We start from the raw sequence: 14,871 nt of genomic DNA, 5'->3' as shown, positions 1-14,871 counted from the left end.
TGCCAACGGCTCACGAGGGCGTCCAGCGCCGACTTGGCCTCGCCGTAAGCGCCGTCACCACCGAACATTCCGCGGTTCGGGGAGCCGGGCAGCACTACGTGCAGACGCGACGCGATGTCGCGCTCGGCGCCGATCCTCGACAGGCCGCCGATCAGTCGTTGCACGGCCCACAGCAGGACCTTCATCTCCATCTCGGAGCGCGAACCGGCCTCGGAGAGATCCCCCACGACCCGAGGTGCCGCGAACGGGAACAGTAGTGTCGGGGTTTGCGCGTCCTTGATGTGGATCGACTGCGGCCCAAGGCTTTCGGACTGCTCGGTGCCGACCCACTCGACCAGCGCGTCGATGTCGGAGTAGGACGCCATGTTGGCGGCGACCACCCACAGCGCCGCGCCGTACCGGGCGTGGTCGCGATACAGCCCGCGGTAGAACGCGAGTCGCTCCTCGTCAAGCTTCGACGTCGTCGCGATGACCGTCGCGCCGCCGGCGAGCAGTCGCGCGACGACCGACGAGGCGATCGACCCCTTGGAAGCGCCTGTCACCACGGCGACTTCGTTGTTGTAGGGGCCGGAGTCCGGGTTCTCGGCACCCGCGGCGATCCGGCCGTACAGCGATGCGTGGATTTGCCGGCCGGCGGCCAGGGACTTGCCCTGCCACCAGGTGGCCTGGGTGGCGACGACGTGGCCGGCGCCCTCGAACCGCTCCGAGAGCCGCACCCAGTCGGCGTCGATGTCGCCCTCGTCGGCCAGCCACAGCTTGACCAAGTCCTCACGGGCGCTGGCCCAGCGGTCGTCGAACAAGACGGCCTTCTTGGCGTCGAACACCGGCGCCACCAAACGTGGCCAGTCAGCGCCCAATTCGAGGGTCACCAGGTCGATGAGCTCGGCATCGGTGGCCGTCGGCGCCGCGCTCGTCGCGTCGTCGAGGCCCAGCTGGTTCAGCACCAAACGAGCCGCCGAGGCCAGGACGCCGTCCCGACCGGTGATCTGGTCGGTGAATTCGCTCAGCGCGGCCGCGTCGACGGTCGCGCCGCCGCCACCACCGCCCGACGACGGCAGCGTCACCGAGATGCCCTGGCGCGCGGCAACGGCCGCGACCGCGCCGTCGATGACCTTGTCGACCGAGGCGGCGTCGGCCAGGGCGCCCTCGTGCAGGTGGCCCATGGCGCCCCCGCGCACGCTGGTCCCTTCGCGGGTTCCCAGTGCGACCTCGACCGTGACGTGCTTGGCCCATCCCTCCCCGAGCTCCCAGGTCTTCTTGACGCGCTCGGCGATGGCGGCCGGCCGCTTACCGGAAGGCCCGAGCACGGTACGCAGCTGGTCGTTGATCGCATCGGAAAGCACTGGGCCGTAAGGCTTGTAGGTGCGCGCCAGCTTGGTGACCTGCGACCGCAGGCCGGTCAGGTCCGCCTCGGCGGCACCGTCGATGGCGCCCAAGTTCAACTCCGAGCCCAGGTCGACCAGCAGCTGGTTGCGCCGCGACGACGCGCCGTCGGTGATGGACTCGATGGAGTCCAACTGCTCGATCTGGTCGATCCGCATCTTGGCCGAGAGCGCGATCAGCGCCAGGATGGCGTCGGCCGCGTCGAACGTGATGTCGTCCGGGCGCGGACCACCCGACGGAGCCGCGGCGGGGGCCGGTGCGGCCTCGACGGCGGCCACGCCTTCCGGCGCGGCCGAGTCGGCGGCCGGCTCGGCCGCCTCCTCTTCCGGCTCGGGGTCGGTGTCCGTCGCGAACAGCACCGCGGCATCGCGCTCGGCGTTGAGCACTTCCACTGTGCTGTGGGCATATTCGGGAAGCTTGAGGGTGTTGCCGGCGAGCCCGGCGACGGTCGGCGCGGACTTCACGCCGATCTCGACGAACCGCTCCACACCCAGACCGCCCGCGGCCTCCTCGATGAAGAGCAGGTCCTGGGTCTCGATCCAGCGCACCGGGCTGGCGAACTGCCACGCCAGCAGCTCGATCAACACCTTGCGGGCGAGTTCGCGGGGCTTCTCATTACGCCAGGTGTCGTAGTCCGCGAGGATCTCGTCCAGTGGCTCGGCGGGCACCAGATCCCTTATCTCCTGGACGAAGTCGCGGTCCAGCGTGAACGGCCGCGGCACCAGGTTGGGGATGTAGCGCCCGATGATGATGTCGGGGTCCTTGTCGCGCGGCATGACCCGCTCCAGCGAGCGACGGAAGTCGGCGACACCGACCCGCAGCACCCGCGAATGGAACGGCACGTCGATCCCGGGCACCAGGATGAACGACCGCTTGCCGCCGGAGATTTCGCGCCGCCGCTCCACCTCTTCTTCGAGCGCCTCGAGGCCGCGCACCGTGCCGGCGATCGCGTACTGCGAGCCGCGCAGGTTGAAGTTCACGATCTCCAGGAATTCACCGGTGCGTTCGGCGATTTCGGCTACGAAGGCGGTGACTTCGTCGTCGGGCAGGTCAATTTGCGAGGGGCGGATCGCTGCCAGCCGGTAGTTGGAGCGGCCCAGCTCGTCGCGCGGCACGATGTCGTGCATCTTCGAGCCGCGGTGAAACACCATCTCCAGCAACGCATCCAGCTCGTAGATACCCGTAACACAGGCCAGCGCCGTGTATTCGCCCACGGAGTGACCGCACGCGATGGCGTCTTCGACGAAGGCGCCTTGCTCGCGCATCTCGGCGACCTGCGCGGCGGCCACGGTCGCCATCGCGACCTGGGTGAACTGCGTCAGGTACAGCACCCCTTCGGGGTGGTTGTAGTGCACGCCGCTGGCGATGATGCTGGTCGGGTTGTCGCGCACCACGTGCAGCACCGAGAAGCCCAACGTCTCGCGGGTGAACTTGTCGGCGGTGTCCCACACCTTGCGGGCCGCCTTGGACCGGGCCCGGACCTCCATGCCCATGCCCTTGTGCTGGATACCCTGGCCGGGGAAGGCATACACCGTCTTGGGAGAGGCGAGCCGCGCCGTGGCCGACATCACCAGGTCCGACCCGACGCGCGCAGCCACCTCCAAAACCTCTGCACCCTGGTCGATTCCGACCCGGTCGACCCGGAAGTCGACCTCATCGCCGGGACGCACCATGCCCATGAACCGGGCGGTCCAACCGACCAGCCGGGCCGGTGGCCGCGTCTGACCGTCGGTGGCGGTCACCGCGTGCTGCGCGGCGGCCGACAGCCACATGCCGTGCACGATGGGCGTTTCCAGGCCGGCCAGCAATGCCGCCGCCCGGTCGGTGTGGATGGGGTTGTGGTCACCGGAGACCTCCGCGAACGGATGCATGTTCACCGGTGCGGTCAGCATGACGTCGCGGCGGCGACGACGCGGGGTGTCGGTGGCGTTCTCAGAGATGGCACCGCCCGCGCGCTGCGGCTCGGTGAGCTCCGCGGCACCGGTGCGCCCGAGGATGGCGAAACGCTCATCGAGGGTGGCGATCACCGCGCCGTCGGCGCCGGTGATGGTCACCGCGACGCGGACGACTCGTCCCATGTCCGTGTCGGAGGCCGGCGAAGCCGTTGCGCTGATGGTCAATTCGGCCGGGTCGCTCGGTAGCTTGCCGACCATGTGGGCACCGTGGTCGAGGTGCACCAGGCTGAGGAGGCCCTCGACCACAGGGACGCCGGACTCGGTGACCGCCGAGCCGATCGCCGCGAAAACCGCGGGCCAGCAAGGACCGACGAGCGCGTCGGGCACGGTGGTGAGGCTGGGCGCCAGCGGCTCTCCGAAAGTGGCCGTGACGCCCGTGTGGTCGGCGACGCGCTCAGGGTCCCAGGCCACGGTGACGGTGGCCGTTCCGTCGGTGACGGCGGGCAGCATGTCCGGCCCGTCCACGCCGGCGGCGATCGCCAGCACGGCGCGCATGGCCGTGGCGGCGTCCTCGGTGGAGACCGCTGGGGTGCCGCCGTCAACGGTGTTGGCGGGCAAGGTGAATGGAATGTCGACCCAGGTACCGGACAGCGGCACACTGAGAATGACCCGGTTGCCCTCGGCGTGCAGCCGCGCACCTGTGGATGAGTGTGTGGCGCGCCGGCTTTCGGGTCCGTCGTGCACCAGCCAGTCGCTGGGGTCGGCGATGCGGTGAACCGGGTTGGTCGCGGTGCGGCCGGCCCACTGCACGTCGGGGGCGTCGAGCACGACGGCCAACGGTCCGGTCACGTCCAGCCGGCCCAGCCGCCGCGACGTGACCGCCCGCGGTTGCCCGTTGGATGCGACGACCTCGTCGATCGCGGCCTGCTCGAAGCGGTCCAGCAATTCGCCTACGGGCTCGTCCATCCGGGTGATGCCGGCGACCGCCTCGGTACCCGGGATGATGCACACTTGGTCGGCGTCGTAGCGGGCGTCGTGGGCCTGCCACAGCGAGTCACTGCGCCACCAGCGCCGGACGTCCTTGTCGATGACCGGCACGAAATTGACCGGCTTACCCAACGTCTTGCACAGCGTGACGAAGAACGGAACGTCGGCCGGGTGCAGTTGCACCGACTCGGCGTCCGGGTACTCGGCGATCAGCGTGGCGATGGCCTGCTGGGGGCTTTCCAGGAGGGCCGTGTCGTCGAACAGCGTGTGGATCGGCCCGGAATCCTTTGCGTGCAAACGCGCTTCGGTCCGCTTCAGCATCTCCTCGAAACGGTCGCGCCAGGTGTCGGCCAGCCACGGGCTGCCCGGCGCGGCGGTGTCGGCGGTGGAGTTGCCCTCACCGATCGCCAGTTCGACGTAGCGCTGCAGCCACTGCAGGTAAGTCATCTCCGCGACGTCGCCGAAGTACGGCTTGGCGGTGTTGGCCATCGCGGCGATGATCTCGTCGCGGCGCTCGGCGACCGCCTCCGCGTCGCCGGCGACCTCGTCGAGCAGCCGGCCGCAACGCGAGGCGCTGTTGTCGATCTCGTGAATGTCCGCACCGAGTTGGCTGCGGCTGGAAGCCATGCCGCCCACGGCTTTTCCGGCGCCGATCCAGTGTTCGGTGCCTTGCGTTTCGACCAGCATCCGCTTCACCGACGGCGATGTGGTGGCTTCCTTGGTCGCCATCGCGGCGGTGCCGACGAGGATGCCGTCGATCGGCATCAACGGGAAGCCGTACGACTCGGCCCAGCGCCCTGACAGGTATTCGGCTGCCCGCTCGGGCGTGCCGATGCCGCCGCCCACGCAGACGGTGATGTTGCGACGTGACCGCAGCTCCGAGTAGGTCGCCAGCAGCAGGTCGTCGAGGTCTTCCCACGAATGGTGGCCTCCGGCGCGCCCGCCCTCGATGTGCACGATCACCGGCTTGGTGGACACCTCGGTCGCGATCCGGATCACCGAGCGGATCTGCTCGACCGTCCCCGGCTTGAACACGACGTGGCTGATGCCCACCTCGTTAAGCTCTTCGATCAGATCGACCGCATCCTCGAGATCAGGGATGCCGGCGCTGATCACCAGACCGTCGATCGCCGCGCCGGACTGACGCGCCTTCTGCACCAACCGCTTGCCGCCCACCTGCAGCTTCCACAGGTACGGGTCGAGGAATAGCGCGTTGAACTGATAGGTGCGACCCGGGTCGAGCAGGTTGGACAGCTCGTCGATGCGGGCGGCGAAGATCTCCTCGGTGACCTGCCCGCCACCGGCCAACTCGGCCCAGTGCCCGGCGTTGGCCGCCGCGGCAACGATCTTGGCGTCGACGGTGGTCGGGGTCATGCCCGCGAGCAGAATCGGCGAGCGTCCGGTCAGTCGGGTGAACTTCGTCGAGAGCTTGACCCGGCCGTCCGGCAGGCTGACCACCGTGGGTGCGTAGCTTGCCCAGGCCCGCGCCACCTCGGGCACGGCCCCGACGGTAAAGAGGTTGCGCTGACCCCCGCGCGTGGCCGCGGGCACGATGCCCACGCCCAGGCCGCGGATCACCGGCGCGGTCAGCCGGGTGAGGATGTCGCCGGGGCCCAGGTCGAGAATCCAGCGCGCCCCCGACTTGTGGACGCGGGTGATCTCCTCGACCCAGTCGACTCGACGCACCAGGATCGACTCGGTCAGTTCCCGCGCCAGCGCGACGTCGAGGCCGGCCTTTTCCGCCCAGGCGCCGACGATGTCGATGCCGTCGGTCAGCCGCGGCGTGTGGAAGCCGACCTCCACCTGCACCGGGTCGAAGATCGGCGAGAAGACGTCGCCGCCGCGCAGCTTGTTCTTCCGGTCTGCCTCTTCCTTCTCCGAGATCTGCCGGCAGTACAGCTCGAAGCGGGAGAGTTGCTCGGGGGTGCCGGTGATGACGACCGAACGACGGCCGTTACGGATGGACAGCACCGGAGGCAGCACGGTGCGGACGTCCTGCGCGAACTCTTCGAGAAGGCGGCCGATGCGCTCGGGGTCGGCGTTGGTGACCGACACCATCGGCGGGCGGTCGCCGAGCACGGAGATGCCACGGCGTCGGGCCACCAGCGTCCCGGCGGCACCGATCAGCTGGGCCATCGCCAGCAGTTCAACGTCGCGCGCGCCCGCGCCTTTGAGCGCCTCGACGGCCAGCACGCCTTGCGAGTGTCCGACCACGGCGACCGGCGGGGTCTCGGTCAGATCCATGCCCTGGCGCCCCAGCGCACGCACGGCCGCAATCTGGGTAAGCAGCACGCCCGGGATCGACACCGCCGCCGACGTGAGGTGCTTTGCGGAGGGAATCGGGTCCTCGGCCGCCAGCGCACGCACCCAGTTCAGCGGTTCGAAACCGATCGGACGCACCACCACCAGCTCTTTTGCCACGGGCTCGAGCAGCAGCTGCACTTCGCCGACCAGCGTCGCCAGCTCGGATTCGATCCCGGCCGACGACACCAGCTCCTCGAGGGTCTCCAGCCAGGCACTGCCCTGGCCGCCGAATGCGACGCCATACGGTTCACCGGTCGTGAGGCGGTCGACCAGAGCATGGGAGTCCCCGGCCGGTGGGTGCTGGCCCTTACCGTCGCGATCAGCGGATACCCGGTCGTGCTCGTGGATCGTCACCTTTATGTCTCCCCTGTATGCGTCTTTATTTCTCGGTACGTCTGGCGGTCACCATCGCCGGCAGGCGGGATGTCCGTCGATTCCGCGTCGAATCACAGCCGGGAAACGGCTGGCCGGTGTGGTGTCGGGCGGGCCGCTCCGGGTGAGTTGAGCGGCGCTTCGGACTCCATCGGCTGTACTAAGAGTGTCATAAGGATGGACCCCCGTTTTGCGTGCTGATTGGTTACTGGTGAGTTCTACGCACGGGTAACCGTGTCGTGGGTAACACCACGTTTAAGCCGCGGCCTAAGCGCCGCGAACAAACGTGCTGCATGCAGGTGGTTACGGTCGAGTAGCTATAACTGCGCAGATCAAAGCAGTTTTGTTATGTAATCGTTATGTAAAAATTTCGAGCCTTCGAGCCGCGCAAAGTCCGCGTCAAGCGCGTTGTGTGATAGTCCGCAAACACCGCATCGACAAAAAATGAGCGAACGAGTGTTTGCTGGAGTTTAAGAATCGGGACCCGGACGGATGTTGGGAAGCTAGGCCCACTGGCCGAATTGGGGTTTCAGAATCTCGTTGATGTCCACCCCGACCCCGCCGACACTGCGTTTGTCGATCTCCACCTGGTGCAAACTGGCCGCCGGGTGGGCGAAGCCCTTGGGTGAGCCCCAGTTGTGCTGCCAGAAGTACGAACCCAAGCCGTCGTGCAGTGCCCAGTCGATCGTCTTCGAGTTGGCGTACACGCCTGTGCGCTGATGTCCGATCACCGACTCCCAGGAACGCAGGTACGGCGCGATCAGCTGTTTGTACTGGTCATACGACGGGTCGTCGTCGATCGAGGCGTAGATGGGGGCGGTAGCGGGGCCGCCGGCGGCGGCGTGCAGCTGCATGCCGCGCTCGGCGTGCTTGGTGCCGGCGCCCGCGCCGCCGAGCCAGTCGGCGCTGTCGGCCTTGCCGAATTGGTAACAGGAGACGATCTTCAGGCCGTTACTGCTGAGGTCACGCGCTTCCGTGAGCTCGATCGGCTTGCCCAGCATCCAGTTGCCGCCGGGCCGCCGATCCGACACATATCTGATCGATCCCACGGCGCCGGCCGCCCTGATCTGGCCGGCCGGGATGACTCCCGCCGCATAGTCCAAAAGGGTGCCGAGCGACGCCGTAGCCGGCGCGGCGCTCGCCGACGCAGCCGCGATCCCCAGACCTAGTAATGCTGGGGTTGCCGCCGCGAACTTGAGGAGATCGCGTCGCGAAACCGATGACACAGGCCACAGAGTACGACAGAAATATCACCCAACACATCGAACACACTGGTCACATGTGCATCACAGAGCTACATCGTTCGTTTAGGCCTGCGCGGCTGCGGGCAGCACGATGACGCTTACGGCGTCCAGCCCGCGCTGGGATGTCTGGCGGGCGATCTCGTCGATGAAGTCGGCGGCGGCCGGGCTGATCGATGCCGCCCACGCGCGGAACCCCTGCACGATCACCGGGTCGTGCTCCAACAGCGGTTGCACACCGCGCAGCACGCCGACCACGTCGTCGGGCAATGGCTCGGCCAGCTGCTCGTCGATCCAGCTGCGCGCGAGTTCTGTTGCCGCCGAACTGTTTTCATCCAGTGCGATCACATCGCCGGCCAGCTTGCGCAACCGGTCGAACAGCACCAGGTGCCCGGGCGTCTCGGCCAGTTGGGCCAGCAGGGTGCTGGCCGCGGGGGGCAGGACCATCTGGCCGAACAGCGCCGGAACCGGCAGGTCCCACTCGTTGAAAAGGTCGGCATACATCGCGGCCACCGGTGCGGACAGCGGCGCGCTGAGTCGCCCGATGACGCCGATGCTGTCGCGGTGCGTGGTCGCCAGCCTGCGCAGGATGTGGTCGTTGACGTCGCTGGCGCGGCTTTCGATTGCCGCGCGCGATTCGTCGATCGCCCCGATCAGCTGGTCGAGCCGGTCCCGCTGGCGGACCAGCAACGTCCGGTGCTCGTCCAGCAGGTTGGCCAGTGTGGTGTGTCCGCCTTCGATCAACCGCGCAATGTCGTTGATGCTGACGCCGAGGCTGCGCATCAGGTCGATGCGCAACAGATCGAGGACCTGGTCGACGTCGAATACCCGGTAGCCGTTGGACAGGTGTTCCGCGCGCAGCAGGCCGATTTTGTCGTAGTGGCGGATACGGCCCGAGGCGATTCCGGTCAGGGCCGTGACGTCGCCGATCAGCAACTGCTCAGCCACGCCTTGACCTTACAACTGTCGCAAGGTCTCTACTGAGCAGATGGACCGCGACCAACTCATCGATCTGACTCGGCGCGCGCTGAAGTTGGCGCGCGACAAGACGACCGACCTCGCGCCCGCCGAGCACACGGTCGACGCCGCCGAATACACCTCGGTCGAGCGGCACGACCGCGACAGGGCGATGTTGCTGTCCAGCCCCCAGTTGGTCGGCTACGTCTCGGAACTCCCCGCCCCCGGCGCGTACTGCACCAAGACGGTGATGGGGCGATCCATCCTGCTGACCAGAACGTCCGACGGATCGGTCAAGGCGTTCGACAACGTCTGCCTGCACCGGCAGTCACAGGTGGCGACGGGATGCGGTACGGCCAAACGGTTCACCTGCCCGTACCACGCGTGGACCTACGACAACACCGGGCGCTTGGTCGGACTGCCGGGACGCGAGGGGTTTTCGGACGCGGCGATCGCGAGCGCGGCGAAGCCGGGCGAAGCGGGTCGCCGCGAAACCGACTACGCGGCGATCGCGAGCGCGGCGAAGCCGGGCGAAGCGGGTCGCCGCGAAACCCGCGTCACCCCCAGGTCCGACGGCTTGACCGAACTCCCGGCGAACGAGTTCGCCGGATTCCTGTGGGTGGCGCTGGATTCCGGCGCGACGCTCGACGTCGCCGCGCACCTGGGGCCGCTGGCCGACGAACTCGACTCGTGGGGCATCGGACGATGGTCACCGCTGGGTGAGAAGGTGCTCGACTCCCCGATCAACTGGAAGCTGGCGATCGATACCTTCGCGGAGAACTACCATTTCGCCACCGTCCACCAGCAGACCTTCGCCACCATCGCCCGCAGCAATTGCACGGTGTTCGACTCCTTCGGGCCACATCACCGATTGATCTTCCCGCTCAACACGATTCTCGATCTCGACAACGCGCCCGAGGAGGAGTGGAACCCGTTCCACAACATGGTGGTGATCTACGCGCTGTTCCCCAATATCGTGCTGTCGGTGACGATCGCCAACGGCGAGCTGTTCCGCGTCTACCCCGCCGACCGGCCGGGCAGATCCATCACGGTTCATCAGAATGCGACGCCGCAGGACCTCTCCGACGAATCCGTGGCCGCCGGCGCACAGGCCGTCTTCGAATACGCCCACGCCACTGTGCGCGACGAAGACTACCGATTGGTCGCTGGGCTGCAGGCCAACCTGGAGTCCGGCGCTCGCGATCACCTGTTGTTCGGGCGAAACGAACCCGGACTGCAACACCGCCACATCACCTGGGCGGAGGAGCTGGCACGGTCAGGCGCTGTCGGTTGACTCCGTCTGGGACAACACGGCGATCAGGTCGTCGAGAAGCGTTGCCAGCGTGTCGTTTTGACTGGCCGCAATTCCGGAGAGCACCTCGACCGCCGCGCTACGACGGCCGGCGGCCACCAACGACACCACCTCTTCCACCGTTGCCTGCAGGTCCGGGCCCGGGTGTTCGGTATTCGCGACGGTGGTGGCGAGCACCTCGACCAGCTCCCAGTCGCGGTACATCGCCAGCGACCGCTCGTTGAACGCGAAGCCGGTCACTGGTTTTCCCCACAGCGTGCCGCGATAGCGGTATGGGCCTTCCATATACTCGATCGGCAGGCCGTGCGCCGGGGCCGCCACCAGCGGCTCACCGATGAGGTCCAGTTGCATTGTGGCGCACGTGATCCGGTGACAGTCAGGCATGTACCGGGCCCTGGCCGGCGGTCGCACCAGCGGTCGCATGGTTTCCGGCCAGCGGACATAGCTGCTGATCGTGACGTCCACGTCCTCAGCGCACTCGGGCGGCGCGGCCGGATCGGGATAGCTCGCCGTGATTCCGGTAAACGGCTGCAGCGCATTGCCGTTGATCCGGTCGAACTGCCGCCAGATGCTCAGGTCGACGCCATTGTCGAAGTTGATCGTGCGCCATTCGTGCGACCTGGCTCGAGGGTCTCCCCCGCTTCCCCCGCCGCCGGCGTATTTGGGAAACCACTGCCGGTCGATGTGGCCGCTGCTGCCCGAGACCTCCTCGATGACGTCGCCCCAGCGCAGAGTGCCCGTCATCGCCATTCCGGTTTGGAAATAGGAGTACGTGTCGGTCTGGCCGAAGCAGGCGATCTTGCCGTTGTAGGTCGACGCGCCCAGCGGAGTCGGTGAGCGCGTGGGTGTTACGGCCAGGTCCAGCCTCATGGGGCGGCCCGAGTGGTCTTCACCGACGAGGCTGACGCGGTAGGTATAGGGCAGCAATTCGCCGTCGCCGTCACGCGACGCGCTCCACGACGCGGTGCCTGCGCTGCAGTGGTAGCTGATGTCGAGATGACCCGTCGCCATGTCGAGCTTGCGCTGCGCCCCCGGTTTCATGTTGGCCGGCGGCATGTCGTAATCGGTGTAGGTGCCGTAATCCCCGGAATCCAGATCGAACAGTGCCAACGTGTAGAAGTCGGCGACGACCGTTCCCCCGGGCCGGTTCTTGTTGAAGATCGTCAGGAAGGCGAACGAGCGGCCGCTGTCGACGGCATCCAGCTGACCGGCAATGAACCAGGTGTCCGATTCCTGGTCCGGGTGCTCGCCTTCGGCTTCCGGAAAGTCCAGCTGGCTGTCGCCGGGCACCAGCCGAAATGGGTAACTGCGCCAGTCGTTGTTCAATGTCGCCTCCGCCCGGGCTTCGTTGCCTACGGCGCAATCCTGCTTTTTTCGCTATGTTAGCGTCAATAGCGAAATTACGGTCACGGTCTCATCCCGCACCGCCCCTGCCGCAAGGAAGTGCCCCGATGACAGAGAATTCCGGCCATCGTTCCTATAACGAACTGTTCATCGGGGGGCAGTGGCGCAAGGCCGCCAATCCGCAGCAGCTCGCCGTCATCTCGCCACATTCCGAAGAGCCGATCGGTCACGTCCAAGTGGCCGGTCCCGAGGATGTCGATGCCGCCGTCGCCGCCGCACGACAGGCATTCGACCACGGCCCGTGGCCACGACTGACCCATGCCGAGCGGATGGCCAAAGTCGAAGAGCTCGCGGCGATCTATGCCGGGAATGTCGACGAGATGGCCGACCTGATCACCGACGAAATGGGGTCCCCGCGCAGCTTCAGCCGGATGGGTCAAGGGGCGGCCGCGGCCGCGATGATTCACCTCACGCTGGCCGCCGCCTGTGACTTCCCGTGGGCCGAACGCCGCCACGGTGTGCTCGGCGAAGTGCACCTGCGCCGCGCGCCGGTCGGGGTGGTCGCGGCGATCGTGCCGTGGAACGTGCCGCAGTTCCTGATCATGCCCAAGCTGATTCCGGCCCTGATCGCCGGCTGCACGGTAATCATCAAGCCCGCACCCGAAACACCGTTGGACGCTTTGTGGTTGGCCGAAATGATTGAGCAGATCGGCCTTCCCGACGGGGTGGTGTCCGTGCTGCCCGGTGGGACAGATGTCGGCGAAGCTCTGGTGCGCCATCCCGGCGTGGACAAGGTCTCATTCACCGGTTCCAGTGCCGTCGGGCGCCGAATCGCCACGCTCTGCGGCGAGCAGCTCAAGCGGGTGAGCCTCGAACTCGGCGGTAAATCCGCGGCGATCATCCTCGACGACGCCGATATCGGCAAAACCGTCGCGTCGCTGAAATCGGCCAGCCTGATGAACAACGGGCAGGCCTGCGTCGCGCAGACCCGAATCCTGGTCAGCGAACAGCGCCATGACGAAGTCGTCGACGCACTCGCCGAAATGATGTCCGGCCTGCAGGTCGGCGATCCCGCAGACGAGGAAACCGACATCGGACCGATGTTCGCGAAGCGCCACCAACACACGGTCCAGGAGTACATCCGGTCCGGCCAGAGCGAGGGCGCCCGCATCGTGCTCGGCGGCCTCGATACCGACAAAGAGACGGGCTGGTACGTGCGGCCCACGCTTTTCACCGACGCCACCAACGACATGCGCATCGCCCGCGAGGAGATCTTCGGCCCGGTGCTGACCGTGCTGCGCTACCGCGACGAAGAAGACGCGCTGCGCATCGCCAACGAAAGCGATTACGGCCTGGCCGGTTCGGTGTGGACGGCGGACGTCGCCCACGGCCTCGAAGTGGCCGCCAGGGTGCGTGCCGGCACTTACGGGATCAACATGTACACGCTCGACATCGGCAGCCCGTTCGGTGGTTTCAAGCACTCGGGCATCGGCCGCGAGTTCGGGCCCGAGGGGTTGGACGAATACGTCGAGCTCCAGACGGTGATCGCCAAGGGGACGTTACCGCCGCTATAAAGCTCGCGGCCGCCAGGAGGGATCGCGACCGACCCGCGCGAGAAGCCTTGTCTGGTAGTCACTTTCGGCGTCATCCACTAGAACCGGAGCCTTGAACATCCCGGACGCGACCAAACCCGCTGAATCGGCGGGCAAGTCGGCGCAGCACAGCTCGCACCATTGCGGATCGAGCCGATCGTCGGCCCCCACCGCGCGGGCGAGGTCCCAGGTGTGCACCAGAACGTCGCGGGTCAGTTTCGGTATCAGCCCGGCCGTATCCAACTGCGAACCGGGTACCAGGGCCTCGGACAGCGCAGCGTAGGTCAGTTGCCAACGCAGCTGCGGATCCTCCCGTGGCCGGTCTGGTTTCAAGCCGAGTGGACGCAGCACCAGTACGTCGTGAAAACCGATCACGTGCTCGAGTACCGCGCGGGCGTCCCACTCGTCGCACGGTGACTGCCGATCCCACTTGCCGTGCGCCGACCGCACGGCCTCACCGAAACGTCGACAGACCGCGAGGTGCAGTGCGATTACCGCATCATCGGTCGGGTGCGACATTCGGCATCTGCAATGTCAACTCGACCGGGCAGCACAGTGCGCCATGCTGATTGACGACCTGGATCTCGATGTCGATCAGGTAGCGGGGCGGGTCCTTCGAGGTGTCGCACCGCTTGCCCACCGCGCGGGCCCGGCCGATCATCGTGTCGCCGGCGTAGATCGAGCCGGCCAGTCGCATGGAACGCCGCACCACGCGACTGCCCGGGCCCGCCCAATCGGTCGCGACCCGGTCGGCGAAACCGGCCAGATGCATCGTGTTAACGTAGATCGTCGGATTACCTTGGCCCCGAGCGTATTCCGGATCGAAATGGCCCGGGAAGTAGTCCCATGTCGCACCGGAGTTCTCCACGACCCGCTGATAGCTGATGGGGTCGATCACCTCGGGCAGGTCGACCGGAACGGTGATCTCATTCCAGTCCAGATCCTCACCGGTCAAGACGGTGCTCCAGGGGTGAAGCGGAACAGAGTGTTTCGACTAGTGGCCACCACGGTCCCGTCCTGGCGGCTGTAGGTATCGAGCGTCTCGACGAAATGGCCGACGCCCAGCCGCGTTTGCTTCTCCGGTGACACCGACACCAGTTCCTCGACGGCGGTCAGCACATCGCCCTCGACGACGGGCTCGAAGAACTCGACGTCGTTGGCCGCGTTGATGAATGTGGTGCCCGGCAGCGGGACTCGCAGGGCAAGCGATGCGGCCGGCGGGCGGCCACCGGGTTGCCAGGGCGGCGGCACCAGCCAGCCCATCAACAGTGCCGGCGGAGCCAGCAGCCCGCCCCACCTCTGACGGGCGAACTCGGTGTCCCAATACGAACGGTTGCCGTCGTGAACCATCGAGGCGAACAACTGGATGCGCGCACCATTGACGGGCGTCGCCGCGGTGCGCGGCTCATTCTTCGCGCCGACCATCCGCAGCGCGTCCGCGTAAGTACCGAAAGTCAGTTGGTAACTGAGCTCTTGCTCCACGT

Annotated in this window: 8 protein-coding genes and 2 pseudogenes; 3 read left to right on the top strand and 7 right to left on the bottom strand. The window is 67.0% G+C overall.

Annotation, left to right across the window (positions count from 1 at the left end; translation table 11 throughout):
• The 3 genes from JOZ00_RS09560 to JOZ00_RS09550 all read right to left on the bottom strand — a co-directional run.
• Window positions 1-6,923 (bottom strand): fatty acid synthase subunit beta domain-containing protein (locus JOZ00_RS09560; RefSeq protein WP_293343003.1); only part of this gene is annotated, 6,923 nt, incomplete at its 3' end.
• 521 nt (window positions 6,924-7,444) lie between these two features.
• Window positions 7,445-8,167 carry a DUF1906 domain-containing protein gene (locus tag JOZ00_RS09555; RefSeq protein ID WP_293343000.1) on the bottom strand — a complete coding sequence of 241 codons (723 nt, stop codon included), beginning with the start codon at window positions 8,165-8,167 and terminating at the stop codon, window positions 7,445-7,447.
• A gap of 81 nt (window positions 8,168-8,248) precedes the next feature.
• Complete coding sequence (locus JOZ00_RS09550) at window positions 8,249-9,130, bottom strand: MerR family transcriptional regulator (protein ID WP_293342997.1); 882 nt, start codon at window positions 9,128-9,130, stop codon at window positions 8,249-8,251.
• Window positions 9,131-9,170: 40 nt separating this feature from the next.
• On the opposite strand from JOZ00_RS09550, the pseudogene JOZ00_RS27670 reads away from it, so the two are divergent.
• Window positions 9,171-9,578 (top strand): annotated as a pseudogene (locus tag JOZ00_RS27670) (Rieske (2Fe-2S) protein); the annotation flags it as partial.
• A gap of 117 nt (window positions 9,579-9,695) precedes the next feature.
• Window positions 9,696-10,433 (top strand): annotated as a pseudogene (locus JOZ00_RS27665) (SRPBCC family protein); the annotation flags it as partial.
• Here JOZ00_RS27665 and JOZ00_RS09540 read toward each other — a convergent pair.
• The gene (locus JOZ00_RS09540) at window positions 10,416-11,777 is read right to left on the bottom strand and encodes a lipocalin-like domain-containing protein (RefSeq protein ID WP_293342991.1); all 1,362 of its coding nucleotides are present in this window, start codon (window positions 11,775-11,777) and stop codon (window positions 10,416-10,418) included. The pseudogene JOZ00_RS27665 and the gene JOZ00_RS09540 sit on opposite strands and share 18 nt — an antisense overlap.
• A 125-nt stretch (window positions 11,778-11,902) precedes the next feature.
• Between JOZ00_RS09540 and JOZ00_RS09535 the strand changes: the two genes are divergently transcribed.
• Window positions 11,903-13,369 carry an aldehyde dehydrogenase gene (locus JOZ00_RS09535; RefSeq protein WP_293342988.1) on the top strand — a complete coding sequence of 489 codons (1,467 nt, stop codon included), beginning with the start codon at window positions 11,903-11,905 and terminating at the stop codon, window positions 13,367-13,369.
• On the opposite strand, the gene JOZ00_RS09530 is transcribed toward JOZ00_RS09535, so the two are convergent.
• Genes JOZ00_RS09530 through JOZ00_RS09520 form a run of 3 tightly spaced genes read right to left on the bottom strand, consistent with a single transcriptional unit; the run spans window position 13,364 to window position 14,869 of the window.
• Window positions 13,364-13,906, bottom strand: coding sequence for a maleylpyruvate isomerase family mycothiol-dependent enzyme (locus tag JOZ00_RS09530; RefSeq protein WP_293342985.1), 543 nt, complete (start codon window positions 13,904-13,906; stop codon window positions 13,364-13,366). The two genes, JOZ00_RS09535 and JOZ00_RS09530, sit on opposite strands and share 6 nt — an antisense overlap.
• Complete coding sequence (locus JOZ00_RS09525; protein WP_293342983.1) at window positions 13,887-14,342, bottom strand: MaoC family dehydratase; 456 nt, start codon at window positions 14,340-14,342, stop codon at window positions 13,887-13,889. The genes JOZ00_RS09530 and JOZ00_RS09525 overlap by 20 nt, the downstream gene beginning before the upstream one ends.
• Entirely contained in the window at window positions 14,339-14,869 is a 531-nt protein-coding gene (locus JOZ00_RS09520) for a MaoC family dehydratase N-terminal domain-containing protein (protein WP_293342980.1), read from the bottom strand. Before JOZ00_RS09520 ends, JOZ00_RS09525 begins: the two co-directional genes overlap by 4 nt.
• Between the last annotated feature and the right edge of the window lie 2 nt (window positions 14,870-14,871).

It is taken from the genome of Mycobacterium sp. (assembly GCF_019243155.1).
GTDB lineage: Bacteria > Actinomycetota > Actinomycetes > Mycobacteriales > Mycobacteriaceae > Mycobacterium.
The sequence above is the reverse complement of the archived record's forward strand: the minus strand, read 5'-3'. Positions and strand labels throughout refer to the sequence as shown.